Source organism: Nocardia spumae, assembly GCF_020733635.1.
In the GTDB taxonomy this organism is placed as follows: Bacteria; Actinomycetota; Actinomycetes; order Mycobacteriales; family Mycobacteriaceae; genus Nocardia; species Nocardia spumae.
The window spans coordinates 608,433-634,736 of sequence record NZ_JAJFZL010000001.1; the positions used below are offsets into that span (position 1 = coordinate 608,433).

22 protein-coding genes are annotated in these 26,304 nt (G+C 68.5%); 14 read left to right on the top strand and 8 right to left on the bottom strand.

Going from position 1 to position 26,304, the window contains the following annotated elements; translation table 11 throughout:
* Positions 1-181: 181 nt before the first annotated feature.
* From clpB to LKD76_RS02560, 7 genes are all read left to right on the top strand, one after another.
* On the top strand, positions 182-2,749 hold the full coding sequence (clpB, locus tag LKD76_RS02530) for an ATP-dependent chaperone ClpB (RefSeq protein ID WP_227979308.1): 2,568 nt from the start codon (positions 182-184) through the stop codon (positions 2,747-2,749).
* A gap of 70 nt (positions 2,750-2,819) precedes the next feature.
* Positions 2,820-3,701: a DUF5666 domain-containing protein gene (locus LKD76_RS02535; protein WP_227979309.1), complete on the top strand. Its 882-nt coding sequence runs from the start codon at positions 2,820-2,822 to the stop codon at positions 3,699-3,701.
* A gap of 189 nt (positions 3,702-3,890) precedes the next feature.
* Complete coding sequence (locus LKD76_RS02540) at positions 3,891-5,261, top strand: TtfA family protein (protein WP_227979310.1); 1,371 nt, start codon at positions 3,891-3,893, stop codon at positions 5,259-5,261.
* Positions 5,262-5,330: 69 nt separating this feature from the next.
* Positions 5,331-6,167 carry an SDR family NAD(P)-dependent oxidoreductase gene (locus LKD76_RS02545; RefSeq protein ID WP_227979311.1) on the top strand — a complete coding sequence of 279 codons (837 nt, stop codon included), beginning with the start codon at positions 5,331-5,333 and terminating at the stop codon, positions 6,165-6,167.
* Positions 6,168-6,173: 6 nt separating this feature from the next.
* Positions 6,174-6,719, top strand: coding sequence for an orotate phosphoribosyltransferase (gene pyrE / locus LKD76_RS02550; protein ID WP_227979312.1), 546 nt, complete (start codon positions 6,174-6,176; stop codon positions 6,717-6,719).
* Positions 6,720-6,784: 65 nt separating this feature from the next.
* Complete coding sequence (locus LKD76_RS02555; RefSeq protein ID WP_227979313.1) at positions 6,785-7,843, top strand: beta-ketoacyl-ACP synthase III; 1,059 nt, start codon at positions 6,785-6,787, stop codon at positions 7,841-7,843.
* Positions 7,843-8,529 carry a lysoplasmalogenase gene (locus LKD76_RS02560; RefSeq protein WP_227979314.1) on the top strand — a complete coding sequence of 229 codons (687 nt, stop codon included), beginning with the start codon at positions 7,843-7,845 and terminating at the stop codon, positions 8,527-8,529. Before LKD76_RS02555 ends, LKD76_RS02560 begins: the two co-directional genes overlap by 1 nt.
* Positions 8,530-8,568: 39 nt before the next feature.
* Here the strand turns inward: LKD76_RS02560 and LKD76_RS02565 are convergent, their stop codons facing one another.
* From LKD76_RS02565 to LKD76_RS02575, 3 genes are all read right to left on the bottom strand, one after another.
* Complete coding sequence (locus LKD76_RS02565; RefSeq protein ID WP_227979315.1) at positions 8,569-9,015, bottom strand: hypothetical protein; 447 nt, start codon at positions 9,013-9,015, stop codon at positions 8,569-8,571.
* Positions 9,016-9,207: 192 nt separating this feature from the next.
* A complete protein-coding gene (locus LKD76_RS02570) occupies positions 9,208-9,870 on the bottom strand; it encodes a response regulator transcription factor (protein WP_227979316.1) in 663 nt (220 codons plus the stop codon).
* On the bottom strand, positions 9,867-11,267 hold the full coding sequence (locus LKD76_RS02575; protein WP_227979317.1) for a sensor histidine kinase: 1,401 nt from the start codon (positions 11,265-11,267) through the stop codon (positions 9,867-9,869). Before LKD76_RS02575 ends, LKD76_RS02570 begins: the two co-directional genes overlap by 4 nt.
* A gap of 196 nt (positions 11,268-11,463) precedes the next feature.
* On the opposite strand from LKD76_RS02575, the gene LKD76_RS02580 reads away from it, so the two are divergent.
* Complete coding sequence (locus tag LKD76_RS02580; RefSeq protein ID WP_227979318.1) at positions 11,464-12,132, top strand: TrmH family RNA methyltransferase; 669 nt, start codon at positions 11,464-11,466, stop codon at positions 12,130-12,132.
* A 3-nt stretch (positions 12,133-12,135) separates the two neighbouring features.
* Here the strand turns inward: LKD76_RS02580 and LKD76_RS02585 are convergent, their stop codons facing one another.
* Complete coding sequence (locus LKD76_RS02585; RefSeq protein WP_227979319.1) at positions 12,136-14,364, bottom strand: ATP-binding cassette domain-containing protein; 2,229 nt, start codon at positions 14,362-14,364, stop codon at positions 12,136-12,138.
* A gap of 61 nt (positions 14,365-14,425) precedes the next feature.
* On the opposite strand from LKD76_RS02585, the gene LKD76_RS02590 reads away from it, so the two are divergent.
* Together LKD76_RS02590 and LKD76_RS02595 are read left to right on the top strand one after the other, a co-directional pair.
* Positions 14,426-15,430: a helix-turn-helix transcriptional regulator gene (locus LKD76_RS02590; protein ID WP_227979320.1), complete on the top strand. Its 1,005-nt coding sequence runs from the start codon at positions 14,426-14,428 to the stop codon at positions 15,428-15,430.
* Positions 15,431-15,527: 97 nt separating this feature from the next.
* Positions 15,528-16,724, top strand: a complete 1,197-nt coding sequence (locus LKD76_RS02595) for a glycoside hydrolase family 76 protein (RefSeq protein WP_227979321.1) — start codon at positions 15,528-15,530, stop codon at positions 16,722-16,724.
* A 10-nt stretch (positions 16,725-16,734) separates the two neighbouring features.
* Here the strand turns inward: LKD76_RS02595 and LKD76_RS02600 are convergent, their stop codons facing one another.
* Together LKD76_RS02600 and LKD76_RS02605 are read right to left on the bottom strand one after the other, a co-directional pair.
* Positions 16,735-17,514, bottom strand: a complete 780-nt coding sequence (locus LKD76_RS02600) for a DedA family protein (protein WP_339428640.1) — start codon at positions 17,512-17,514, stop codon at positions 16,735-16,737.
* A gap of 5 nt (positions 17,515-17,519) precedes the next feature.
* Positions 17,520-18,233 (bottom strand): DedA family protein, encoded by a 714-nt coding sequence (locus LKD76_RS02605; protein ID WP_227985066.1) that lies wholly within the window; start codon positions 18,231-18,233, stop codon positions 17,520-17,522.
* Between the two features lie 195 nt (positions 18,234-18,428).
* Between LKD76_RS02605 and fbaA the strand changes: the two genes are divergently transcribed.
* From fbaA to LKD76_RS02620, 3 genes are all read left to right on the top strand, one after another.
* A complete protein-coding gene (gene fbaA, locus LKD76_RS02610; RefSeq protein WP_227979322.1) occupies positions 18,429-19,466 on the top strand; it encodes a class II fructose-bisphosphate aldolase in 1,038 nt (345 codons plus the stop codon).
* Between the two features lie 246 nt (positions 19,467-19,712).
* Positions 19,713-20,804, top strand: a complete 1,092-nt coding sequence (locus LKD76_RS02615) for a BTAD domain-containing putative transcriptional regulator (RefSeq protein WP_227979323.1) — start codon at positions 19,713-19,715, stop codon at positions 20,802-20,804.
* A gap of 121 nt (positions 20,805-20,925) precedes the next feature.
* The gene (locus LKD76_RS02620) at positions 20,926-22,422 is read left to right on the top strand and encodes a glycoside hydrolase family 183 protein (protein WP_227979324.1); all 1,497 of its coding nucleotides are present in this window, start codon (positions 20,926-20,928) and stop codon (positions 22,420-22,422) included.
* A gap of 25 nt (positions 22,423-22,447) precedes the next feature.
* On the opposite strand, the gene LKD76_RS02625 is transcribed toward LKD76_RS02620, so the two are convergent.
* Together LKD76_RS02625 and LKD76_RS02630 are read right to left on the bottom strand one after the other, a co-directional pair.
* Positions 22,448-23,491, bottom strand: a complete 1,044-nt coding sequence (locus LKD76_RS02625) for a fused (3R)-hydroxyacyl-ACP dehydratase subunits HadA/HadB (protein ID WP_227979325.1) — start codon at positions 23,489-23,491, stop codon at positions 22,448-22,450.
* Between the two features lie 199 nt (positions 23,492-23,690).
* Complete coding sequence (locus LKD76_RS02630; protein WP_227979326.1) at positions 23,691-25,640, bottom strand: Rv0361 family membrane protein; 1,950 nt, start codon at positions 25,638-25,640, stop codon at positions 23,691-23,693.
* Between the two features lie 185 nt (positions 25,641-25,825).
* Here LKD76_RS02630 and LKD76_RS02635 point away from each other — a divergent pair, with 185 nt between their 5' ends.
* On the top strand, positions 25,826-26,284 hold the full coding sequence (locus LKD76_RS02635; RefSeq protein ID WP_227979327.1) for a DUF3151 domain-containing protein: 459 nt from the start codon (positions 25,826-25,828) through the stop codon (positions 26,282-26,284).
* Positions 26,285-26,304 lie beyond the last annotated feature (20 nt).

The window sequence follows — 26,304 nt, forward strand, 5'->3', positions numbered from 1 at the left end:
ACCGGCGCGTAGCGTTGGGCACATTCCGTCGCGGAATCCCGAAATATGTCAAACTTGAGCGGAACAGACTCAACTCCTACCGCGTTGAAATGTCCAGAAGAGTTCGTCCGGCGCCTCGTCCCGATCCGACCGGCACGAACCCGACCGGCAACCACGCGATACGACACGTAGGAAGGTGATCGTGGACTCGTTCAACCCCACCACCAAGACACAGGCGGCGCTGACGGCGGCCCTGCAGGCGGCCTCGGCCGCCGGGAATCCGGAGATTCGCCCGGCGCACTTGCTGGTGGCGCTGCTGGATCAGACCGACGGCATCGCCGCCCCCCTGCTGAAGGCTGTCGCGGTCGACCCGGCCACGGTGCGACGCGAGGCGCAGGACATCGTCGACCGGCTGCCCCGCGCCACCGGTGCGACCACGCAGCCGCAGCTGGGCCGCGAGGCCCTGGCCGCGATCACCGCCGGGCAGCGCCTGGCGACCGAACTCGGCGACGAATACGTCTCCACCGAACACGTCGTCGTGGGGCTGGCCGAGGGCGACTCTGATATCTCCCAGCTGCTGCTCAAATACGGTGCGACCGCCGACGCCCTGCGCGAGGCGTTCACCGCCGTGCGCGGCAACACCCGGGTGACCACGGCCGACCCCGAGGGCACCTATCAGGCGCTGGAGAAGTACTCCACCGACCTCACCGCCGCCGCCCGTGACGGCAAACTCGATCCGGTCATCGGCCGCGACACCGAGATCCGGCGGGTGGTGCAGGTGCTGAGCCGGCGCACCAAGAACAATCCCGTCCTCATCGGTGAGCCCGGTGTCGGTAAGACCGCCATCGTCGAGGGCCTCGCTCAGCGCATCATCGCCGGCGACGTCCCCGAATCCCTGCGCGGGAAGAAGCTGGTCTCCCTCGACCTCGGCGCCATGGTGGCCGGTGCGAAGTATCGCGGTGAATTCGAGGAACGGCTCAAGGCGGTGCTGGAGGAGATCAAATCCAGTGCCGGGCAGATCATCACCTTCATCGACGAGCTGCACACCATCGTCGGCGCGGGCGCGACCGGTGAATCGGCGATGGACGCCGGCAACATGATCAAGCCGATGCTGGCGCGCGGTGAACTGCGCCTGGTCGGTGCCACCACGCTCGACGAATACCGTCAGCACATCGAGAAGGACGCCGCCCTGGAGCGGCGGTTCCAGCAGGTGCTGGTCGGCGAACCGTCGGTCGAGGACACCATCGGCATCCTGCGCGGACTCAAGGAACGCTACGAGGTCCACCACGGCGTGCGGATCACCGATTCCGCGCTCGTGGCGGCGGCGACGCTCAGCGATCGCTACATCACCTCGCGCTTCCTGCCGGACAAGGCGATCGACCTGGTCGACGAGTCGGCGTCGCGGTTGCGGATGGAGATCGATTCGCGGCCGGTCGAGATCGACGAGGTCGAGCGGGCCGTGCGCCGGCTCGAGATCGAGGAGGTCGCACTCGCCAAGGAAACCGACGAGGCGTCCAAGCAGCGGCTCGAGAAGTTGCGCCAGGAACTCGCCGACGACCGCGAGAAGCTCAATCAGCTGATGGCGCGCTGGCAGAACGAGAAGCAGGCCATCGACTCGGTCCGGACCATCAAGGAGGAACTGGAGTCGCTGCGCGGGGAATCCGAGCGAGCCGAACGCGACGGTGATCTCGGCAAGGCGGCCGAACTGCGCTACGGCCGCATCCCGCAGCTGGAGAAGCAGCTCGCCGAGGCCGAGAAGAACGCCGGCAAGGCGGGCAGCGGCAGCCTCGAGGACGAGGTCATGCTCAAGGAGGAGGTCGGCCCGGACGATATCGCCGAGGTGGTCTCGTCGTGGACCGGCATTCCGGTCGGCCGCATGCTCGAGGGCGAGACGCAGAAGTTGCTGCGGATGGAGGACGAACTCCGGCATCGGGTGGTCGGGCAGTCCGAAGCCGTCACCGCGGTCTCGGATGCGGTGCGCCGCGCCCGGGCCGGGGTCGCCGATCCCAATCGGCCCACGGGTTCGTTCATGTTCGTCGGACCGACCGGTGTCGGTAAGACCGAGCTGGCGAAGGCGCTGGCGGACTTCCTGTTCGACGACGAGCGCGCCATGACCCGCATCGATATGAGCGAGTACTCCGAGAAGCATTCGGTGGCTCGCCTGGTCGGCGCCCCGCCCGGATACGTCGGCTACGACCAGGGCGGCCAGCTCACCGAGGCGGTGCGACGACGCCCGTACACCGTGGTGCTGTTCGACGAGATCGAGAAGGCGCATCCGGACGTCTTCGACATCCTGCTGCAGGTACTGGACGAGGGACGGCTGACCGACGGCCAGGGCCGCACGGTGGACTTCCGCAACACCATCCTCATCCTGACCTCGAACCTGGGCGCCGGTGGTGACAAGGACATGGTGATGAACGCCGTGCGGTCGGCGTTCAAACCGGAATTCCTCAACCGGCTCGACGATGTGGTGATGTTCTCCGCGCTCAACGAGGAACAGCTCGAGGACATCGTCGACATCCAGCTGGCGCAGCTGCAGAAGCGGTTGTCGCAGCGGCGGCTGAAGCTCGACGTCAGCGATTCGGCACGGTTCTGGCTGGCGGTGCGCGGGTACGACCCGGTCTACGGCGCCCGTCCGCTGCGCCGGCTGATCCAGCAGGCCATCGGTGATTCACTGGCCAAGGAATTGCTGGCCGGCGAGGTTACCGACGGTGACCTGGTGAAGGTCAACGTCGCCCCCGACGGTGACGGGCTGATCGTAGGCCGATGAGGACCCGGCACGCGCGGAGTGTGAGTGAAACCGACTCGCACTCCGCGCGTCTGCACCTACCCTGGTGGGCATGACGAATCCGAGCGACCCGTGGGCGCAGCGACCGGATTCGCCCGATACACCGACCGAGAAGCTCGGTGCGTCGGGCCGGGATCCGGGCGATACGCCGACGCACACGACGGAATACTCGGAAGCCTACGGTCGGAGCCCCGAGCCGTATCAGAGCACGCTGTCCTACGGACATCCCGGGCCCTACGAGCAGACCAAGGCCTACGAGTTCCCGGAGCACCCGGACTATCAGGGCCGGCAGTACTTCGAGCAGTCGCCGGGGCCCAACGCCACCCGGGAGATTCCGCCCTACGACAGTCAGTGGGGCGGGTACGAATCCGGATACGGCGAATCCGGCGGATATCCCCCCTACGGTTCCGGTCCGGCCGGGGCCGATGGCCGGCGGCAAGCGGTCGGCCCGACCGGACTGCCGGTCGAGTCACCGCGCCGCCGGACCGGTCTGTGGATAGCCCTGACCGCGGCGGTATTCGTCCTGGTCGTGCTCGGTGGCATCGCCGCCGGACTGCTCCTCGCCGGTAACGACTCCTCGTCCTCCACCGACGCGGCGACCGGTCGTCCGGCCCCCACCCGCGTCCCGATCGTCCCGCCCAACCCCTCCGGCGCGCAGCCGAGCCTGCCGCAGCTTCCGGGCCTGGGCGATATCGACGGCATCGGCGCGACGATGGGGACGGTCACGACCAACGACGGCGCCACGATCGTGATCCAGTCCCTGCTCGGATCCTCCGTCACCGTGCATACCAACGCCGATACCCAGATCATCTCGGCGGGCGCGGGAAAGGTGTCGGACCTGCACCAGGGGGACATGGTGGTGGTGCAGGGCGACAAGGGCCCCGACGGCGCGATCACGGCGAAGATCATCATCAGCACCCAGCTGCCGCGCTAGGTCTGCCTGCGCTTCGCTCCGGCGGCGTTTCGCCAACCAGTACCGTCTCGGGAATGTTCGCCTGGGTGGTGACCCGGGCGAGAACCTCGGGGTGCGCGGTGGCACGTCGGCGGCGGGCCGCGGTATGTCGCGAACCGCGGGGCGAACGGGCGCGAGCAATCGTGTCCGCACCAACTAGACTCGGGGGCGATGACAGCAGCAATCTGGTTCGGCCTCGCGGCGATCGCACTCGTGGGTGCGATCGTATTGCTGTATTTCGATCGCGTGCAGCGGCAGCGGACCGGACACGTACGGCAGGTCTGGGCCAAATCCCAGGGGTACACCTACGTTTCGGTCGAACCGTCGCTGGCATCCACCTGGCGGCGGGGCGCGATGGCCAAACTGGGGTATCTGTCCGCGATCGATGTGGTCTCCGGCAATCGCAAGGGCGAGAAGTTCGTCCTGTTCGATCTGGAGGATGCCGCGACGCTGGTCGCGGTGCGCCGCCAGATCGGCTCGGACATCGATATCGACCTCCGCCTCAAGACCGCCTCTCCGCCCAAGGACGCCGATCTGGAACTGCTCGGTGCGATCGGTGATCGCGTGGTGTTCGCGACGAACCCCGATATCGCGCGCCATGCGGTGGATCAGCGGATGGTCCACTTCATCGAGACGCTGCCGTCGACGGTGCAGCAGCTCTGGAGTGAGGGCAACTGGACCCTGGGCATGCTGCCGGTCGGTACCGCCGCCAAGGATTGGGAGGCCGCGATCGATTCCGTGCTGCGGCTGTCCGGTCTGCTGCACGTGCTGCCGCCGGTGGCCGGTGGCGATCGCCGCGTGGAGTCCGATCTGCACGATCCGGGCCGCCCGCGCCCGCAGAGTGTCGAGGGCGGCCCCGGTGGCGCCGATGCCGAGTACGGCGACCGCTATCGCGGCGAGGCGATCATCCCCGCCGCCGATCGTCGTCCCGGTGACTACGACGATCGCCCCGGCGACCGCTACGAGCACTTCGACGACGATGTCGACGACGCCCCGGACGACAGGTTCGACGGCCGCTTCGGCGAGGATGCCCCCGATCGTTTCGACGACCACTTCCGCGCCGAGCGCGACGGCACCTTCCGCCCGGAGCGTGACGACCGTCCCCGCGACGAGGTTCGGCCCACTCCGCCTCGCCAGCCGGACGCGCGCGGCGGCCGGCTCGAGGACGAGGTAGCCGGTCACGGTCGCGAGGCGGCGGGTCCCGTTCGCCGTGAGGCGGCCGAGCCGCTGCGTGCGGACGACCGGGCCACCCACGACGCGGCCGATCGCGAGTCCGGTGTCATCGCGGCGCCGCCGGTGGGCGATATCGCGGGCGACTCCGAGCCGCAACCGCCGCGCCGCCCAGCGCTGGCGGTGGTGCCCGATCCGCGCAATCGGGTTCGCCGGAACTGGCCGCCCGCCGAGGAATACGCTGAGGGTGACGAACCCGATTCGGCCGCAGAGGATTTCGACGATCCCCCGGCCGAGGACGAGCTACCGAAGCGTCCTGGCGGTCCGTTCCACCCGGGGTTCCGTCCCTATCAGGGCCCCGCACCCCGGTGACCGGTCCGTTGTACGAGCCGGTGTCGGGGAGTTCGAATTGTCCGCCCGACACCAGGTGGTTGACGATCCATGACCGATAGCCCCGCTACCGCACCGTCCGGCGATTCGGCCGCCGCCAAACTTCCCGGAGCCGGCCGCCCGGTCGCGCTGGTGACGGGGCCGACCTCCGGTATCGGCCAGGCCTACGCCACCCGCTTGGCCTCCCTCGGCTACGACCTCGTACTGGTGGCCCGGGACGAACAACGGCTGGGCGCGCTCGCCGACGAGTTGGGCCGCCGGTTCGGTACCGGCGCCGAGGTCCTGCCCGCCGATCTCGCGCGGGCCAGCGACCGGGACCGGGTCGCCGAGCGGCTCGGCGCGGGCGTCGAATTCCTGGTCAACAACGCGGGGTTCGGGCTCACCGGCGAATTCTGGACGGTGGAGCCGGCCGCATTGCAGGCCCAACTCGACGTCAATGTCACCGCGGTGCTGCAATTGACTCGCGCCGCGTTGCCGCCGATGATCGCCGCGGCCAAGGGTTCGGTGGTGAATGTGGCGAGTGTGGCCGGGCTGGTGCCCGGCCGCGGATCGACCTATTCGGCCTCCAAGGCCTACGTCATATCCTTGACCGAGGGTCTGGCCGGTGGCTTGGCCGGGACCGGAGTCCGGGTGCAGGCGCTGTGCCCGGGATTCGTGCACACCGAGTTTCACGAGCGCGCCGGAATCGCGATGTCGTCGCTGCCGAAACCGCTGTGGCTCGACGTGGATCAGGTGGTCTCCGGTTCGCTGCGGGATTTGGAGAAGGACCGGGTGATCAGTGTGCCCGGAGTGCAGTACAAGGCGCTCACCGCGGTGGCGGGACTGATTCCGCGCAGTGCGGTGACCCGGCTCAACCGAGGCATATTCAACGCACGGGGAAGGACGTAAACCCACATGATCGAATCCACCACCGACCGAGACAGATTGGCAGAGCTGGTCCGCGAGCTCGCCGTCGTACACGGGCGGGTGACGCTGTCCTCCGGTAAGGAGGCCGACTACTACGTCGATCTGCGCCGGGCGACCCTGCACCATCAGGCGGCGCCGCTGATCGGCACGCTGTTACGAGAGCTGGTGTCGGACTGGGATTTCGAGGCCGTCGGCGGTCTCACCATGGGCGCGGATCCGGTTGCTCTGGCGATGCTGCACGCGCCCGGCCGCCCGCTGAACGCCTTCGTGGTGCGCAAGGCCGCCAAGACACATGGCATGCAGCGCCAGATCGAGGGACCGGACATCGTGGGTAAGCGGGTGCTCGTGGTCGAGGACACCACCACCACCGGAAACTCCCCGCTGACCGCGGTGCGGGCCCTGCGTGAGGCCGGCGCCACCGTGGCCGGCGTGGCCACCGTCGTGGATCGTGAGACCGGCGCCGACCAGGTCATTGCCGCCGAGGGGCTGGAATACCGCTCGATCCTCGGGCTCAAGGATCTGGCTCTGGGCTGACATTTGGGCCTGGGTTAGCCTGGACGCATCTTGTGTCCGAGCGTGAAGGGTCGAGTGAGTCACCAGTGGTGAGCATTGCAGTCAATGAGGGTCGCGCAAATGTTGCGATGCTCGGCATCGGCGCATACCGGCCGAAACGCGTCGTCAGTAACGCCGAGGTCTGTGAGGTCCTGGATTCCACTCCGGAATGGATCTTCGAACGCACCGGCATCCGCAATCGCCGCTGGATCGGCGAGGACGAAACCCTGCGCAGTATGTCGGTCGCCGCTGGTGAGCGCGCGATCGCGAACAGTGGGATCGATCGCTCCAAGATCAACACGCTGATCCTGGCCACCTCCAGCTGGCTGAAGCTGACCCCGCACGGCGCTCCCTCGGTGGCCTTCGATCTGGGGATGAACGGCATCCCGGCCTTCGACCTGACTTCCGGCTGCGGTGGTTTCGGCTACGCGCTCGGCGTCGCGGCGGACCTGATTCGGGCGGGCTCGGCGGAATACGTCCTGGTGATCGGCGCGGAGACCATGACCGTCGGGCTCGATCCGACCGATCGTGGCACCGCGATGATCTTCGGTGACGGCGCGGGCGCGGTGGTGATCGGCCCCAGCGACCAGAACGGCATCTCCCCGACGGTGTGGGGCAGTGACGGTGAGAGCGCCGAGGCGATCGCCCAGGACGTCGACTTTCTCGCATACATGAACAGGGCAGAGGCGCTACAGGGCACCGACCCGGCCGAGGAGCCGGTCGGCCGGATGGCGCTGCGGATGGAGGGGCCGCGAGTATTCCGTTGGGCCGCTGTCACCTTGCCACGGGCGCTGTCGACCGCGCTGGAGGTCTCGGGTGTGGCGAAGGAGGATATCGAGGTCTTCGTGCCCCATCAGGCCAATGCCCGCATCAACGAGTTGATGAAGAAGAACCTCGGCCTGGCCGACGATATCCCCATGGCCAACGATATCGAGAACACCGGCAACACCTCCGCCGCCTCGATCCCGCTGGCCATGGAGGAAATGCTGGTCACCGGTAAGGCGAAGGGCGGACAGCTGGCCCTGCTGCTGGGCTTCGGGGCCGGACTGAGCTACGCCGGGCAGGTGGTCACATTGCCGCCCAAGCCGATCGAGCCCAGTTTCTGATGCCGCGCCCCTTCCGTGCTGGGTTCGTCGCGGCCGCCGCGGTGACCGTCGCCGGTGCGGCCACCGGCCGTGACCGCTGGCAGTGGGCGGCGAAACCGCTGATGATGCCGCTGCTGGCCGCCGATGTCCTGCACAGCGGCGGTGCGCTACCGGACACCGAACGACGGGTGCTGCTGGGATCGCTGGCCGCGGCGACCGTCGGTGACGTATTGCTGATCGATCCCGACGACGATCGGCGCCTGGTCGCGGGCGCCTCCGCGTTCGCGATCATGCAGACCGGATACTCCGCGCTGTGGTGGCGGCGGGGTGGACGGCCACGGGCCGCGGTGGTGGCGCCCCGGGTACTGGCCTGGCTGGGGGCGGGTGCGCTGCTGCGAGCCCGGGCTCCGAAGATCGCGGCGCCGCTGACGGCCTACGGGGCGACGCTGGGCGCCGCGGCCGCGCTGGCCTCCGATCCGGCGCTGGCGCCGGGCGCGAAAACCGTTGCGGGAACCGTGGTCCCGAACCGCGACCCGCGCAGTCGGCTGGCTCTGGGGGCGCTGCTGTTCACGCTGTCCGACGGCTCGATCGTGCTGCGGCGCCTGTTCGCCCGCACCCCGCGTTCGCGCCGCGCCGCCGAGGCGTTCATCCTGGCCACCTACGCCGGCGCCCAGTATCTGTTGACGGCCCCCACCCATTTCGACTGATTCACCGCCCGCCGCCGGCCTCGGAGATACCGCCGGGCATCAGAGACAGAGCATGATCCGATCGCGGTCCGCCGGATCCACCCGGATCGAGATCGTCTCGCCCACATGCATTCTCGGCTGATCGATCGGCGCCACATCGAAAACCACCGTGCCCCGGTAGGTTTCCGACCCCGGCACGGTCAGCTCGAGATCGAGTTCGGTCAGTTCGGTGTGGTGATCGGTGGGCCGCAACGGGTGCACGCCCTCGATGATCGCCCACCCCTCCAAACCGTGCCGCAACAGCCGCCGGTCCGACCGCGACGGCCGCTGCGCGACCATCATCCCGATCCCCACACACGACCCGAACGCCCCGACCAGTGCCATGATCTGATACGGCTCGGTACCCGGGGGTGTGTGCTGATGTACCCACCCCAGCCACACCGCGAGCACGATCACGTACCCGACCGTGACTCCGAGTACGGTCCGAAGTATGCGTGCGTGGTCCATAACCGCCTCCACCACCCGCGTGTATCTCCAGGATAGGTCCGGTCGACACCGGCCTCGGCGTACTCCGCGAACTTAGGCGACCCGGTCGGTCCGTCGGGATCCCGGCGACAGGATCTCCACGGCCGATAGCACGGCACCGGAGTTCCACCGGAGCAGGTTGTCGCAGGTCGGCCCGCCTCGCCTCGCACGCCCTCAGCCGCGCAGGCGCAGGACGGCCATGACTCGGCGATGGTGGGTGTCGGAGGGTGGGAGGTCGAGTTTCAGGAAGACGTTGCCGATGTGTTTTTCCACCGCCCGCTCGGTGACGGTGAGGGCGCCCGCGATGGCGGCGTTGGTCAGGCCCTGGGCCATCAGTTCCAGGACCTCGCGCTCGCGGGGAGTCAGGCGGGCCAGTGAATCCTGTTGTCGCGCAGCGCCCATCAGCTGACTCACCACTTCCGGATCGAGGGCGGTGCCGCCGGTCGCGACGCGGTGCAGGGCGTCGACGAATTCGCGCACATCGGCCACCCGGTCCTTGAGCAGATAGCCGACGCCACCCGCGCCGCCGGCGAGAAGTTCGGTGGCGTAGCGGGTTTCGACCCACTGGGAGAACACCAGCACACCGGTTCCCGGGAACGAGCGGCGCAGGGCGATGGCGGCGAGGAGGCCTTCGTCGGTGAACGACGGCGGCATCCGCACATCCACCACCGCGACATCGGGCCGGGTCTCGGCCACGATATCGGTGAGCCGGGTCGCGTCGCCCACCATCGCGACGATCTCGTGCCCGCGGTCGCTCAGCAATCCGGCCAGCCCGTCCCGGAGAATGGCGCTGTCCTCGGCGATCACGATGCGCAGTGCGGTGGGAGCGGAGGTCATCGCGGGCCCGCGATCGGCAGCGTGATGGTGACCACCGTCGGGCCTCCTGCCGGGCTGTCGACCGTCAGGGTGCCGTCGACGGCACGGGCGCGGGCCGCCAGTCCCGACAATCCGCCGCCCACGAGGCGCTCGGTGGGCGCATCGTCGGGTGCGGCCGGGGCGAGTGCACCCGGCTGCCGCACTCCGCCGTGACCGTTGTCGCGCACACTCACCATCATGGTCGACGAACCGGCCGGTGCCACCGACACCCACGCGGCATTCGCACCGGAGTGCTTGACCACATTGGTGAGCAGTTCGGCGACCGAGAAGTAGGCGATCGCCTCGATGGCCGGACTCGGCCGCTGCGGTAGGTGGACGCGCGATTCGACCGGTACCGCACAGCGCGCGGTCAGCGTCTCCAGGGCCGGTTCCAGCCCCAGCTCGAGCGCCGGCGGGTGGATGCCGCGCACCAGTTCTCGCAGTTCGGCGAGGGCATCCTTGGCCCCGGCGCGGGCGTCGGCGATCAGGGCGGCCGGATCGCCGCCGGAGGCGATCCGCTCCTCCGCGCGCCCCAGGGCCATGGCGATACTGACCAGCCGGGCCTGGGTGCCGTCGTGCAGATCGCGCTCCAGCCGGCGCAGGGTCGCCGCGGAGTCCTCGACCGCGACACGGCGGCTCTCCTGCAGTTCGACCAGCTGTCGATCACGCGCGGTCGGCGTCAGCAGCGCCAGCATCAGGGCGCGGTGAATCCAGCACACCCCGCGCACGATCCACGGCAGCGCGAAGCAGCCGATGATCCCCACCGCCGCCATCCCCAGCACGCGCGGCCAGGTGTCGATGAAATAGTCGCCGAACTGGGCCAGCGAATGATGTTCGCGACCTCGCGAGTCCACATTGGTCGGATGGAACAGCACCCAGGGGATCGGGGAGATGGCGGTGAAGACGGTCATCGCGATCACGATCAGCACCCAATAGCCCAGAAAGACACCGAGCGTCGCTTCCACGATCAGGAAGGCCAGTGCCCGCCACGAGGTGCGGTCGGTGAAGGCGGCGCGCAACCAGCCGAGGAATCCGGGCTGCGGCCGGAAATCCGGCGGGGCGGGCAGGTCGGCGCCGAGCAGTGTGGCGCCCACCGCACGGTAGATCCGTCCCCAGATCCGGCCGCCGAGCAGCACGCCGGCCAGGAGCGGAATGCCCAGCAGGATGAGGGAGGTCCACAGTCCGGCCCCGTACCCGGCGAACAGATAGGCCATGACGATTCCGCCGAGCACCACGGCGACGATCAGATAGGCCAGCTCTTTCCAGGTCCGCGCCTCGAACGGGCCGCGCAGGATCGCCCGCAGCACCGATCGCGCGGTCGGCGGGGGCGCGTCGGGACGGTCGAGGACGAGCGTCGGTTCGGCGAAGGTCTCGGTCATAGGTTCCATGCTGGTCGCGGGCCCACCCCCGGGGCGAGGGAGGAGACCGGCGAATCGACGGTGTGGACAGCACCACTCTCGCCCCGACGCTACCGCGAGCGCATCCGCCGGTGCCGCGCGCCGCTACGATGACCCGCGTGCACTACCCGCCTACGCCGATGCCCCACGGTCACTTCCACGCCGCGGCGGCATCTTCGTGAGCGCGGACGAGCACGGACCCGGTCCCACCGAATGGGGTGAGCATCCGCACGGAGTCGGCCCGTGGCGTACCGAATTCGGCACCGAACCGCCGGACGATCCCCGGCTGGACCCGGAGCTGCTCGCGCACGGCGACCGCCGCAATGTCGTCGACGCCTACCGCTACTGGACCCGGGACGCGATCGTCGCCGATATCGACACCCGCCGCCATCCGCTGCACATCGCGATCGAGAACTTCGGGCACGACGCGAATATCGGCACCGTCGTGCGCACCGCCAACGCCTTCGCCGCGGCGGCGGTGCACATCGTCGGCCGGCGCCGCTGGAACCGCCGCGGGGCCATGGTGACCGACCGCTATCAGCACATCGTGCATCACAGCGATATCGCCGAACTGCTCGATTTCGCCGACGGCGCGAATCTGACAGTTGTCGCGGTGGACAATGTCGCGGGTTCGGTCCCGCTGGAGACCGTCGAATTGCCCCGCGACTGCCTGCTGCTGTTCGGGCAGGAGGGCCCGGGTGTCACCGAGGCCGCCAAACAGGCCGCGCGCATGACGGTGTCCATCGCGCAGTTCGGCTCCACCCGCAGTATCAATGCCGGCGTGGCCGCGGGAATCGCCATGCACGCGTGGATAACTCAACACGCTGATCTCGATCGCGCCTGGTAGCGGTCACCGCTCGCGCAGTGCGGCCGCGGTTTCCGACTCCGCGCACCGCAGTAGCTGATCCGGGGTGCCTTCGAAGACGATCCGGCCGCCGTGCCGTCCGGGCCCCGGACCGAGATCGATGACGCGGTCCGCCGCCCGGACGATATCGAGATCGTGTTCGACCACGACCACGGTGTTGCCCTTGTCGATCAGGCGGTCGAGCAGTTCGAGCAGGGTGTCGATATCGCGCAGATGCAGTCCCGTCGTGGGTTCGTCGAGGACGTAGAGGGTGTTGCTGTCGGCGCGAGCGAGCTCCTTGGCGATTTTCAGCCGCTGGCATTCGCCGCCGGACAGGGTGGTCAGCGACTGGCCGAGGCGCAGATAGCCCAGGCCGACCTCGTCGAGGTGGCGCAGCGCGCGGGCGACGGCCGGTACCGGCAGCCGGTGATTCGCCTCCGCGATGGTCAATTCGTCGATATCGGCGATGCTCAGCCCGTCCACGGTGTAGCCGAGGGCACGAGCGCCGAATCGGCGGCCGCCGCAGCTTTCGCAGGGCGTCTCCCTGCCGTCCATGAACGCCAGATCGGTGTAGATCACCCCGGCACCGCCGCACGCCGGGCAGGCACCCTCGGAATTGGCGCTGAACAGCGCTTCGCTCACACCGTGCCGCTTCGCGAACAACCGGCGTATCGCCGGTGCGATGCCGGCGTAGGTGAGTGGGGTGGAGCGGCGGTTGGTACTGACCGCGCGCTGATCGACCACCGTGGCCGGATAACGGTCGGTCAGTTCCCGCGCCAGACTGGACTTCCCCGATCCGGCGACTCCGGTCAGGACGGTCAGGACACCGGTCGCGATATCGACCGAGATGTCGCGCAGGTTGTTGCGGGTCGCGTTGTCCACCCTCAGTTTTCCGGTCGGTATCCGCGGTTTCCGCCGGGGACGCCGCCGGCGCAGGCCCTGACCGGTCGGTGTATCGGCCGCGCGCAGGGTGTCGAAATCTCCGGTGAAGACGATCCGCCCGCCCGCGGTGCCCGCTCCCGGGCCGACCTCGACGATCCGGTCGGCGACGCGTAGCACCGCCGGGTCGTGCTCCACCACCAGTACACTGTTTCCCCGGTCCCGCAGCGATTTCAGGATGTCGGTCATCGATCGCACATCGTGCGGATGCAGTCCGACGGTGGGCTCGTCGAAGATGTACAGCATTTCGGTGAGACTGCTCCCGAGGTGCCGCACGGTTTTGATGCGCTGCGATTCGCCACCGGACAGCGTGGTCGTCGGCCGCGAGAGCGACAGATAGCCCAGCCCGATCGCGACCAGTGCGCACAGCCGCTCCCGCAGTGCGGTCACCACCGGAATTACCTCCGGCGCCCGCACATCGGCAATCAACTCGGCCAGCTCGCTGATTTCCATCCGGCTCATCTCCACGATGCCGCGGCCGAGGACCCGGGCCGCGCGCGCCGCCGGGTTCAGTCGCTCACCGCCACATTCCGTACACGGACCCGAATGGGTGAAGCGTTGCAGCACTGCCTGTTTGCGGTCGGAGAGGGTGTCCGCGGTGTGCAGGTGGATTCGCTCGAACAGGGCCACCACTCCCTCGTAGTCCGCGGGCAGACCCAGTTCCGGCGCCGCCGCGGAGCTGCCGTGCAGCAGCGCCGCGCGTGCGGCCGGGCTCCACATTCGCACCGGAACGCCCGGGTCGAAGGCATCGTGGTCGGTGTATCGGCGGTACCAGTACTGCCCGGGTGCGAAACCCGGCAGCCGAATCGCTCCCTGTTCCAGTGACAGCTCGGGGTCCAGCAGCCGTTCGACGTCGGTGACCAGTGTTTCCCCCAATCCCGAACAGGCCGGGCACATTCCGGCCGGATCGTTGAACGAGAAGTGGTTCGACTCCCCGGCATGGGGCTGTCCGATACGTGAAAACAGCAGTCGCAGATAGGTATATGCGTCGGTGATGGTGCCGACGGTCGAGCGTATGTTGCCGCCCAGGCGCTTCTGGTCGATGACCACCACCGGGGAGAGGCCGTCGATCAGATCGACATCGGGACGGTCCCAGCGCGGTAGCCGGTTGCGCACGAACGGCGGATAGGTCTCGTTGACCTGATAGCCGGCTTCGGCGGCGATGGTGTCGAAGACCAGCGACGACTTCCCGGAGCCGGACACCCCGGCGAATACCACCAGGCTTCGTCGCGGTACGTCGATATCCACATTGTCGAGGTTGTTGGTGCGTGCGGCGCGGATGCGGATCGAGGTCATGAAACCGACGCTAGGAGCAGATGTGGTCACTTTCCGGCCGCAATTGGCGGATGCTGGGGGTATGACTGTCACCGGACGGCTGTTCGACCTCCTGGCATATCTGCAGACGGGCCGCAGTTTCAGCGGCGCCGAGCTGGCCGCGCGTTTGGAGACCAGTCCGCGCACGGTCCGTCGCGACGTCGAGCGACTGCGCGCGTTCGGTTATCCGGTCACGACCCAGCCCGGTCCGGGCGGGTTCTACCGGCTCTCGGCGGGACGTACGCTCCCGCCGCTGGTGTTCGACGACGACGAGGCGATCGCCACCGTGGTCGGGCTGGGAATGCTCGCCGCCACCGGATCGCCGGAGCCCGGCGTCGCCGAGCGCGATGCCGCGCCACCGTCCGGTGCCGATATCGGTGTCGCCGCGGCGCGTGCGTTCGGCAAGATCGACCAGTTGTTGCCGAAACGCCTGCGGGCGCGAACGATTGCGGTGCGGGCGACGGTGGAGGCCGCCGCCGTCGAGGCGCCGGTCGTCGATGCGGCACGGCTCGCGGCCGTCGCCCGGGCGGCGGTCGACCACGAGCATCTGAACTTCACCTACCGCAGCCGCGGCGGTACTACTACGCACCGCCGCGTGGAGCCCTATCGGCAGGTGTATCGGCATCTGCGCTGGTACCTGCTGGCCTGGGATCGTGATCGTGCCGACTGGCGGACCTTCCGCCTCGATCGGGTCAGCGATATCGTCTGCGCCGGAACGCATTTCGAACCCCGGCCGCTGCCGGCGGAATCGGCCGCGGCCTATCTGCGCCGCGAGCTCACCGCGGGCCGGCATCGAGTCGTGGCCACCGTGGAGGCGCCGGCATCGACCGTCGCCGACATGCTGCGATTCCAGGACTGCGATATCGAATCGATCGATGCGCGACGGTGCCTGCTGACCACCTGGGTCGACTCCTTCGAGTGGTTGATCCTCAATCTCGGTGTCCTGGAAGCGGATTTCGTCATCGAGGAGCCTGCCGAGTACCGCGAGCGCTGTCGCGTGCTGGCCGCTCGGCTGAACCGGGCCGCCGTGGCACCGCCGGACCGGTGACCGGCCGATGGGACATCTCCCCGGCAGATCGCGGATACGGTTCGATCGCGTAACAAATCGGGCGCGAAATCGAGGGTGGAACTGGCACCATGTACCCATGAACTCGCGGAGCGACGACGTGCAACCGCGTCCGCCTCTGCGGCGGGGGCGCGCACGAGTCGATTCCGCTGCTGAGCCGGGCGCCGAAATCTGGGGACGCAGAGCGGACGCGGCCGAATCCGCTGTCGTGTCGCGGCATCTGCGGCGGCTGTGGCTGCTGCCCGGGACCGATCTGGGGGTGGTCGGCTGGCCCGCGACCCCGGCCGAGCGGCTGTTCTTCACCTGGAACTACTGGTGGCAGGCGCATCTCATCGACTGCGCGGTCGATGCCGTCGATCGCGCGGCGACCGCGGACCGCACCGCGCGGGTCGCCACCCTCGCCCGCACCCATCGGCTGCGCAATATCACCGGCTGGACCAACAACTATTACGACGATATGGCGTGGCTCGCAATCGCTTTGGAGCGTGCCGAGCGTAGCGGAGGCAGCTCCGAGCTCCGCGGTGGGCTGAGTGCGCTGGAGCAGCAGCTGACGGCCGGCTGGCAACCGGAGATCGGTGCGGTGCCGTGGCGTAAGGGCGACGACTATTTCAACGCGCCCGCCAACGGTCCCACCGCCATCGCCTTGGCGCGGCTGGGTCATCACGATCGCGCGGCGCGGATCGCCGACTGGATCGATGCGACTCTGCGTGATCCGGAATCCGGGTTGATTCTCGACGGCATCCATCTGCCGGGGGGCCGGATCGAACGGCCGACGTTCACCTACTGTCAGGGCGTGGTGCTCGGACTGGAAACCGAACTCGCCGTGCACACCGGTGACATCCGTCATGCCGAGCGGGTGGTGCGCTTGACGCACGCGGTCGAGGAGCGGATGACGGCCGAGAAGGTGATCACCGGCGGCAGTGGCGGCGACGGCGGGTTGTTCAACGGGATCCTGGCCCGATATCTGGCACTGGTCGCGATCATGCTGCCGGGTGACGACGCGACGCAGCGCCTGGCCCGGCAATCGGCCGCCGCGATCGTCAAGGTTTCGGCCCGCGCGGCCTGGGAGCACCGGCTCGAGGTGGAAGGGGATCCGCTGTTCGGGCCCGACTGGGCAATCCCTGCCCGGCTGCCGCACGGCACGGCCGGTGCGGGACGGCCGACTCCGGGTGGTTCGGTCAGCCCGTCGCGCACTCCCGAGCGTGATCTGTCGGTGCAGTTGTCGGGCTGGATGTTGATGGAAGCGGCGCAGGTGGTGACCGCCGCCGGACTCTAGGGCCGGTGGATCAGTGCCGCGGGTCGGTCCACACGATGCGGGTGTGACTCGCGGATACCGTGCGCTCGGACCGCACGGTGCGCAGCGGCACCGTGTCCGCGTGCTCCTCGCCCGGAGCGCACTCCAGATCGAGATCGAAGTCCTCGGTCGGCCGTGCCATCTCGGCGCGGTATTGCCGCAGTCCGAGGGCGGTGCCGACGATCAACACCACGACGAGCGATCCGCTCACCGTCGGCATCAGCCACGAGACCTTGTTCAGATAGCCGCCGGTGTAATAGCCGAGCAGCAGCAGAATCGGCGCCCAGATCACCGCGCCGATCGAACTGGCCACGGTGTAGCGGCGATGGTCCATACCGGCGGCGCCGGCCACCAGCGGGCACAGCGTGCGCACCCACGGAATCCAGCGCGCCACCAGCACGGCCGCGAACCCGTGCCGATGCAGGAGGTCGGAGACCCGCGCCAGATTCTCGGCATTGACGTATCTGCCGTTCTTCCGCGCGATCAGGCGATGGCCGGTTCGCGCGCCGATCACATACCCCACCTGATTACCGGCGATCGCCGCGATCATGGTCGCCACCACCAGACCCCACACCTGGGTGTGCCCGGTCTCGTGGGACGCGAAGATGATGCCCGCGGTCAGCAACATCGAATCGCCGGGCAGGAACAGCCCGATGATCACCGCGCACTCGAGGAAGACGAAGACCAGGACCACGGTCCACACGAGTGCCGGCCCGGCGGAGTGCAGGGGATCGAATCCGCCCAGAGCGAGGGGTAACGGGGTGGCAGGCAATGGTGTCAGTGCGTGGGTTCGTTCGTCGACACGGACAACTCGGGCTCCTCGACCTCGAGCACGGGTTCGTGATTACGCAGCTTCTTCGCCACCGAGATGATGGCGGGCAGGATCGAGACGAACACGATCAGCAGGAAGATGCCCTCGATGTGATCGCGGATGAACGACACATTGCCCAGGAAGTAGCCGAGGATCGTGACGCCGCCGCCCCACAGCACGCCGCCGATGATGTCGAAGGTCAGGAACTTGCGGTAGTCCATCTTCGACACACCGGCCAGGACCGGCATGAACGTGCGGACCACCGGGACGAACCGCGCCAGGATGATGGTCTTGGGACCGTACTTCTCGAAGAACGCGTGCGTCTCGGTGATGTAGCGCTGTTTGAAGAAGCGCCCATCCTCCTTGTGGAACAGCGCCGGCCCGATGGCCCGGCCGATCCAATAGGCGCACTGATCACCGGCGATGGCGGTGAGCGCCACCGCGGGCAGCAGGACCCAGATGGAGACGGGGGGATTCTCGGTCGCCGCGAGCAGACCGCCGGTGAACAGCAGCGAATCACCCGGAAGGATCGGGAACAGCAACCCTGTCTCGATGAAGACGATGACCAGAATGGCAGGCAGCACCGCATTCGACAGCCATGTGTGTTCGAGCAGGTACATGGGGTCGAGCAGCTGCTTGACGGAGAATCCGTCGGCGAGAGTGTTCGTTATGGCCAGCATGGTCACGGGCCCCACAGTACCGGTCACCTACCGATCGCACCGAACCTCACGGGAACCTCTCAGGAGGTGGCGATTTTCGGACAGGGCTGGGAGATACCACGACGACCTGATCCCGCCTTTCGCGGCGACGGACCGTGAACTTAGGGTATGCACTGACAGAATTGTTGTTCGCAGCACACTTACGGAGGTCACTCAGTGCCCATCGCGACTCCGGAGGTCTACGCCGAGATGCTCGGTCGGGCCAAAGAGAACTCCTTCGCCTTCCCCGCGATCAACTGCACCTCGTCGGAGACGATCAACGCGGCCATCCGCGGTTTCGCCGAGGCCGGCAGTGACGGCATCATCCAGTTCTCCACCGGCGGCGCCGAATTCGGTTCCGGTCTGGGTGTGAAGGATATGGTCACCGGTGCGGTGGCGCTGGCGGAGTTCGCCCATGTGGTGGCAGCCAAGTACGACGTCACGATCGCCCTGCACACCGACCACTGCCCCAAGGACAAGCTGGACACCTTCGTCCGGCCACTGCTGGCCATCTCCGCCGAGCGGGTCAAGGCCGGGCAGAACCCGTTGTTCCAGTCCCACATGTGGGACGGATCGGCCGTTCCGATCGACGAGAACTTGAAAATCGCCGGAGAGCTCCTCGCTCAGACCGCCGCGGCGAACATCATTCTCGAGGTCGAGATCGGTGTCGTCGGTGGTGAAGAGGACGGCGTCGAGGCCGAGATCAACGAGAAGCTGTACACCTCGTCCGAGGACTTCGCCAAGACCATCGACGCCCTCGGCGCCGGCGAGAACGGCAAGTACCTGCTGGCCGCCACCTTCGGCAATGTGCACGGCGTGTACAAGCCGGGCAATGTGGTGCTCAAGCCCGAGGTGCTGGCCGAAGGGCAGCGCGTGGCCGCCGCCAAGCTGGGCCTGGGCGATGGCGCCAAGCCGTTCGACTTCGTCTTCCACGGCGGTTCGGGCTCGCTGAAGTCCGAGATCGACGATTCGCTGAAATACGGCGTGGTGAAGATGAACGTCGACACCGACACCCAGTACGCGTTCACCCGCCCGGTGGCCGGCCACATGTTCGCCAACTACGACGGCGTGCTGAAGATCGACGGTGAGGTCGGCAACAAGAAGGTCTACGACCCGCGCAGCTACCTGAAGAAGGCCGAGGCCGCGATGTCCGAGCGGGTCGTCGAGGCCTGCAACGACCTGCGTTCGGCCGGCAAATCGGTGAGCGCGAAGTAGGCTGAGCCGGCGCTCGACCGAGGGTGCGGTGACCGTCCGGTCACCGCACCCTCGGCGCATCACCCCCCATCGCCGGTTGTCCCGAGCGGGACCGCACGCGATGATCTTTGCTGTGAGCACATGGGCAATTCGCCGGGTCCGGCAGCGACCCGGCCGGCACGAAGCGCGGGACCTGTGAGCAATCCGACCGGCCCCCAACCTGTTACACCGTCTCCGACCGGTCTCGACCTGAGGCTGCTCGGCCCGGTGCAACTACTGGTCGGCGGGGAATCCGTCGCGGTGGGCGGGCCGAAACCACGGGCCCTGCTGGCCGCGCTGACGGTCAACCGGCGGCGAGCGGTGTCCTCGCAGGCACTGGCCGATATCGTCTGGAACGAGGATCCGCCGGACTCCTATCAGGCGAGTCTGCAGGTGTTCGTCTCCAATATTCGTAAGGCCCTGCGCAATTCGGGGATCGATCCGGCCGCGGTATTGCGCACCGAGTCCTCGGGATATCGGCTCGAGGTGGCCGACGACGATTGTGATCTGGGCCGCTTCGAGACCACCCGCAAGGCCGCGGCCGAGGCGGCCGCGGCCGGTGACCACGAGACGGCGTCGCGGATGTTCGGTGCGGCACTGGAACAGTGGAGCGGCACAGCGCTCGACGACCTGTCCGGAACCCGCTTCGCCGACACCTTCGCCACCGCGATGGACGAGGAGCGGCTGCTGGTGGCATCCGCACGCATCGATGCCGAGATCGCCTGCGGCCGAGCCTCTTCGGTGGTTGGCGAACTGGTGTCGATGACCACGGCCCATCCCATGCGGGAACCGCTGTGGGTGCAGCTGATCACCGCGCTGTACCTGTCCGGCCGGCAAGCCGACGCCCTCGAGGCCTGCCGCCGGGTCCGGACCGTGCTCGCCGACGAGCTCGGGATCGATCCCGGACCGGCGCTGGTCGAACTGGAGAAGCGGGTCCTGCGCCAGGAGCCACTCAATACGCTGGCGATCGCTCAGGTCGAGCGGATGGCGAAGGCGATGACCGAAACCGTCACCGAGACTCCGCGCAGCGCCCGGGCCGGGCGGCTGCGGATGCCGGACGGCCGGGCGGTGCCGATCGCCAAGGGCGGGTTGAAGATCGGCCGTATGACCGACAACGATCTGATTCTCGACGATCCGAAGGTCAGCCGCTATCACGCGCATGTACTGCCCAGCCGGGCGGGCATATTGATCAAGGACCTCGCCTCGGCGAACGGGATCTACGTCGACGACGAGGTCGTGGACGGCGGCACGATGCTGTTCGGCGGCGAGCTGATCCGGATCGGGTCGACACTGCTGAGTTTCGAGGCGGAAACCGAATGACACTCGTGTCTCGTCGGTAAACGCCGATGACGAGCGTCGTCCGGGTAGGGTCGGCTGCGAATCATGCCAGCGGGGTGAGGACGCGGGCGAAACAGTCGATCGCATTCGCGAGGGGTTCCGTATGGGTGTGCGCGTGCAGGCTTCGGTCGGTGTGGTGCTGCTCGGTGCCGGACTGCTGGTCGGGCTGCCCGGGCCGGCCGCCGTCGCGGAACCCGAAAGAGAACCGGCCGCAACGGTTCCCGGCACCGGACCGTGTGCGTCCGATCCGGTGCCCGTCCACGAGTCGGTGGTGCCCAAGACCTTGGAGGTGCCGATTCCGTATCCGGTGGTCACCGTCGATCAGCGCCCGCCCGCGGCGACCCCGGTCCGCACCGATATGCACTTGCCCGTCGATCCGTGCACGAGCCCGTGCCCCGATCTGACCGACGGCCCGCCACCCGCCCCCGGCCTGTTGAGCCGGCTGGGTCTGCCCGAGGTGCTGCTGAAGCCGCAGCCGTTCTACTTCGCCCTGCCGCCGGGGCCTTCGCCCGAGCCCGAGCCCGGGCCGCCCCCGCCGCCGCGGGTCGAACCACCGACGGAACCGGCGCCCAGGGTCGCCGCGCCGCCGGCGCCGAGGGTGGGTGCGGTCCGCGAGGTTTCCAAGGAGACGGGCGCGAATTCGGTGAACCGCACCGATAAACGCTGGCAGGTCAATGGCACCGACCTCGGCATCATGTGGGAGAGCGCGCCCGGGGAGATCGCGACGGCGTTCGGTGACACCGTCGGTCACGGTTTCCATCCGCCCGGCGGGATGGGGGAGGACTGGCGCAGCAATCTACTGGCCTTCAGCACCAATCGGGAGCTGGACAAGGGCCTGATCATCGACCGTATGGTCACCGACGATCGGTGCCACGCCGCCGAGGTGCTGTCCAGTCGCAAGAAGGACAATATCGAGATCACCACGATCCCGACCTCGGGTTTCACTCTGCCGCACCAGGGTTCGGCCGACGGCATCCGGCAGTTCATGAGCTACATGTCGATTCGGACCTGGAACAGCATCCCCGGCACCTTCTACACCAACTACGGCGGCATCGCCTATTCCGACGACCACGGGCGGACCTGGACCAAGGATCCACATACACACTGGGACAACATCTTCGGGCTGTCCAATTTCCAGGTGTCGGCGATGGTTCCGCAGGGCGATTACGTCTATCTGTTCGGCACACCCAATACCCGGCTCGGTTCGGTGGGCCTGGCCCGGGTGCCGAAGGAGCAGGTGCTCAACACCACGGCCTACCAGTACTGGCGCGAGGGCAACTGGACGCCGGTCGGCGGATCCGACTCCGCCACACCGATAGTCGACGGTCCGGCCGGTGAGTTGTCGGTGCGCTACGACAGCGCGCGCGGAAAATGGCAGATGAGCTACCTGGACACCGCGAAGACGGCGATCGTGCTGCGGGAATCGAATTCACCCCAGGGCGACTGGTCGCCGAGTACGCCGCTGTTGCACGTGTCGGCGCAATATCCGGAGCTCTACGGCGGATTCATCCACCCGTGGTCGACGCCGTCGGATCTCTACTTCACCATCAGCACCTGGAGCGACTACAACGTCTACCTGATGCATGCCCGGCTGCGGTAGCCGCTCAGGCCGGGCACGCGATCGGTCAGGCCAGTGCGACTTCGGCCAGCGCCCGGCCGAACAGCTTCTTGCCCGCGCAGGTGGCGCCCAGCAGGATCGTCGCGGTACGGCGTTCCGGATCGAGCGCCTTGACCTTGCCGGAGAAGTCGATCAAGGCCGGCGACTGTGCGTCCACCGGAACGAATCCGGCGAACCGGACGCTGTAGGACCGCACGGCGCCGGGGTCGCCGAGCCACGAGGTCAGATAGTGCGCGCCCAGGCCCATGGTCAGCATGCCGTGCGCGACCACCGTGGGCAGTCCGGCCAGGGTGGCGGCGTGATCGCTGAAATGGATCGGGTTGGGGTCACCGGCGACACCGGCGTAGTTCACCAGATCGCCTCGGGTGAGACGCATTGTCGCCGTGGGCAGTTGGTCGCCGACAGCGACGTCGTCGAAACGCGGCAGGGTGCTCTGACCGGTGTCGCGGCGCGACGGGGTGCGGGTGGGTTCGGCGGTCGCCTCGGAACCGGGGATCGGGACCAGGACCTCGGGGTCCGCGGCGCCGAGATCGCGGCGGTGCATGACCACACCCTCGACCTGACGCACGATATCGGCATCGACCGCGCCGCCGAGCCGGGCCACGAGGGTGGCGGCGCCGACCTGGACGACGGCTCCCTCGGCATCGAGGACGGTCGCCTTCACCGTGATGAAGTCGTTGCCGCGCAGGTGGCGGATCGACTCGATCTCGGCCTCACTGCGCAGGACGTCCCCGGCCACGATCGGACGGTGGATGTGGAAGGTCTGATCGGTCTGCAGGATCTGCGACAGGTCGTATTCGCTGAGCACGTCGTCCAGCAGGGCCCGCGTGGTGACCATGCCGATCACCGAAGCGAAGGTCGGCGGCGCCACCACGGAATCCCAGCCGTACTTGCCGGCGTCGGCCTCGAAGTGGTGGGCGGGATGGTGGTTCTGCACCGCCCGCGCGAATTCGCGGACCTTCTCCCGGCCGACCTCGTAGTGGTCCCGAATGCGGTAATGCCGACCGGCCAGTGCCGTGGATGCCGGCGCGTCGGGTGCCAGCTCCGGCATGTCCCTTGCTCCCTGCTCGAATTCTTACTGCGTAAACGGCGGTGACGCCCACCTCCGGAGAATCCGGTCAGCGGTGGGTGTCGACAATCCGAGCCATGCTATCGGCGCCCAGCAGCGCTGACCAGGTATCTGTGACGTTCATCGCGGATCGCGGGCGCGATGTCACAGCGCAGTGACGAGCATCATGGATCAGCCGGACCTACTGGGTCGCGGCCGCCGGATCGCACACCTTCCAGCCGCTGTCGGTCTGCTGGAGATCGAAGGAGCGTGCCGTCGACCTGCTCGGATCGGCGTCGGTGTAGACGTCGACCTGGGCGACGGCCTTGTCGCCGGTGATCTGCACGGCATCCACCCCGGCGACCTTCGGGATCTTCTTCTGATCCACTGCCAGCTGGTGCACGCCGGCGTACTGATCGGGTGCGATGTTCTGGTAGAAGTCGTGCAGCTTGCCGCAGGTCGAGGCCTGCAGATCGGTCAGTTTCCCGGAGGCCAGCGCATCCGTGTAGCTGTTGACCGCGCCCTTGACCTTCGCTTCCGGTGAATTGTCCGAACCGCCGGCGACCATGGCGATCACCACGACGATCGCGACGACCACCACCACCGCGGCCGCACCCGCGAGCACCAGTCCGCGCCTACCGCGTCCCGGCCCGCCGCCCGCGGCCTCGGCCGCCGGTTCCGCGGCCGGTACCCGCTGCGGCGCGGCGACCGTGCGCGGCGGCATCGGGCGGGGTGCGGCACCCGGCGGCGCGGACAGCGTCTGCGCGGGCTCGGTCATCTTGGTATCGGCGGGCGACGGTGCGCCACCGGGGCGCTGTCCGGCCGGAGGTCCTTGGGGCACAGGACCGTTCGGGCCCTGGTATCCCGGCCCACCCGGCCCACCCGGGCCCTGCGGACCGCGGGGGCCGGGGCCGCCCGCCGGTCCCCGGGTGGGTGGTGGACCGCCTGCGACCGCACCGGCGCCTGCCGCGGCCGCACCCAGGCCCGCGGCCGGACCGGCCGGACCGGCCGGACGGCCCTGGGGACCGGGTCCGCCGGGCGTACTGCCCGGGCCCTGCGGTCCCGGACCGCCCTGGGGGCCGCCGGGGCCCGGGCGGTTCGGACCATCCGGGCGCGCACCCTCCGGCCCGGAACCCTGCTGTCCCGGCGCGGCGCGCAATTTCTCGGTGATCGCCTGATCCGGCTGCTGTACCGGCAGGATGGTGGTCGCCTCGTCGGAGGGGTTCGATACCGACGGAATGTTCTGTGGCGCCGGAGATTTCGGCGTCTTCGCGGCAGCTGCCGGTCCGGTCTGCTGCGGCCCGCCCGGCTGTCGGCGCGATGTCCCGCCGGAGGCGGGGGAGATCTTGGGCAGCGCGACCGTTCTGGAGTCGTCCACGGCATCCGCGACCGCATCGGAGCCGCTCGCCGCTTCGGTCTTCGCCGGGGTCGCGGCGGCTTTCGCGGCCGGGCCGGCATCCGCGGCGGCGTCGGCGGCCTTCGCCGCCGCGCCGGTCGCACCCGCCGCGGCGGGAGCGCTCGTGCCACCGGTGTTCTTCGCGCCGGGCGTGTCCGTGCCGGATTTGTTCGCGTCCTTCGCCGCGGCGCCCTTCCCCGCACCCGCGGACGTGGGAATGGCGGCCGTTTTCGCATTACCCGCGGCGGCGGAACCGGTTGCCGGCGAACTCTTTTCCGCCGATGAGGTCGCGGGGGAATCCGCCGCGGACCCCTCGGCCGGTGCGTCCGAAGCGGCCTGGTCCTTGTCGCCGGAGTTCGGCTCGCCGGCCTCGGTCCCCTCGGACTTCGTGGCGCCGGCGTCGCTGTCGCCGGATTTCGCCTCGCCCGCCGGCGCCGCGGCGGATTCCGGCTCGGCCGGTGGTGTCTTTTCCGGAGTGTCCTTCGCGCCGGGGGTGCGGATGACCTGGGTCTTCGCCGACGGTGAGGCCAGCGGAGCGGTCGGCGCCGCGGCACCCGGTAGCTGATCGCGGGAGATCCGCTGGGTCTGTCCGGCGTCGGCCGGGGCGCCCTTGTCCGGACCGCGTCCACCAGGGGCCGAGCCGCCCGGCTGGGCAGGTTTCGCCGGCCGGTCGGAACCCGCGCCGGATGCAGCCGGACGCGGGCGATCGCCGGTGGCGCCCTGCTGCGGCTTCTGGTCGTCGTTCGGGTCGGACACGCGCTACCCCTTGCTCAGTATCAGCTGTCGGTCGTCAACTGTTGGTCTCCGACGACACAGCCTAATGGGGTAAGGCCCGGAGGAGGCAGCAGACGCGTTGGCGCCGCCTTTCTCATCGCGACGTTCCACCGGAGGGGGACATGCGGGCCGACGAGGATTTGCGGGCGCGGTGCACAATGAAGCCCATGACCTCCTTCGGTGATCTGCTCGGACCGCAGCCGGTATTGCTTCCCGAAAACACGGAAGCCGAACAGGCCCTGCTGGACAACCAGGACCCGGTGCAGGTCGCGGCCGCTCACCCGACGGCCTCGGTGGCCTGGGCACAGCTGGCCGAGGACGCCCTCGCCCGCGCCGGAGTCGACGGCGCCGCCGAGGGGCGGGCCGAGGTGAACCTGGATGTGATCGCGGCCTACGCGTTCGCGCGGACCGGCTACCACCGGGGCCTGGACCTGTTGCGCCGCAACGGCTGGAAGGGATTCGGCCCGGTGCCGTGGAGCCACGAGCCCAATCAGGGTTTCCTGCGTGCCGTCGGGGCCCTCGCCCGGGCCGCCCAGGTCATCGGTGAGAACGACGAATACGCCCGCTGCCTGGATCTGCTCGAGGATTGCGATCCCCGCGCCGCCGGCGAACTCGGTCTGGACTGAATCTGACCGGCTCGGAACGG

Excerpts from the sequence above, each read along its gene's own strand:
- LKD76_RS02595 (WP_227979321.1), top strand. The coding sequence starts at position 15,528 with ATGAACTCGCGGAGCGACGACGTGCAACCGCGTCCGCCTCTGCGGCGG.
- LKD76_RS02535 (WP_227979309.1), top strand. The coding sequence starts at position 2,820 with ATGACGAATCCGAGCGACCCGTGGGCGCAGCGACCGGATTCGCCCGAT.
- LKD76_RS02605 (WP_227985066.1), bottom strand. The coding sequence starts at position 18,233 with ATGCTGGCCATAACGAACACTCTCGCCGACGGATTCTCCGTCAAGCAG.
- LKD76_RS02570 (WP_227979316.1), bottom strand. The coding sequence starts at position 9,870 with ATGACCTCCGCTCCCACCGCACTGCGCATCGTGATCGCCGAGGACAGC.
- LKD76_RS02540 (WP_227979310.1), top strand. The coding sequence starts at position 3,891 with ATGACAGCAGCAATCTGGTTCGGCCTCGCGGCGATCGCACTCGTGGGT.
- LKD76_RS02575 (WP_227979317.1), bottom strand. The coding sequence starts at position 11,267 with ATGACCGAGACCTTCGCCGAACCGACGCTCGTCCTCGACCGTCCCGAC.
- LKD76_RS02545 (WP_227979311.1), top strand. The coding sequence starts at position 5,331 with ATGACCGATAGCCCCGCTACCGCACCGTCCGGCGATTCGGCCGCCGCC.
- pyrE (WP_227979312.1), top strand. The coding sequence starts at position 6,174 with ATGATCGAATCCACCACCGACCGAGACAGATTGGCAGAGCTGGTCCGC.
- LKD76_RS02635 (WP_227979327.1), top strand. The coding sequence starts at position 25,826 with ATGACCTCCTTCGGTGATCTGCTCGGACCGCAGCCGGTATTGCTTCCC.
- LKD76_RS02625 (WP_227979325.1), bottom strand. The coding sequence starts at position 23,491 with ATGCCGGAGCTGGCACCCGACGCGCCGGCATCCACGGCACTGGCCGGT.
- LKD76_RS02560 (WP_227979314.1), top strand. The coding sequence starts at position 7,843 with ATGCCGCGCCCCTTCCGTGCTGGGTTCGTCGCGGCCGCCGCGGTGACC.
- LKD76_RS02620 (WP_227979324.1), top strand. The coding sequence starts at position 20,926 with ATGGGTGTGCGCGTGCAGGCTTCGGTCGGTGTGGTGCTGCTCGGTGCC.
- LKD76_RS02565 (WP_227979315.1), bottom strand. The coding sequence starts at position 9,015 with ATGGACCACGCACGCATACTTCGGACCGTACTCGGAGTCACGGTCGGG.
- LKD76_RS02585 (WP_227979319.1), bottom strand. The coding sequence starts at position 14,364 with ATGACCTCGATCCGCATCCGCGCCGCACGCACCAACAACCTCGACAAT.
- LKD76_RS02590 (WP_227979320.1), top strand. The coding sequence starts at position 14,426 with ATGACTGTCACCGGACGGCTGTTCGACCTCCTGGCATATCTGCAGACG.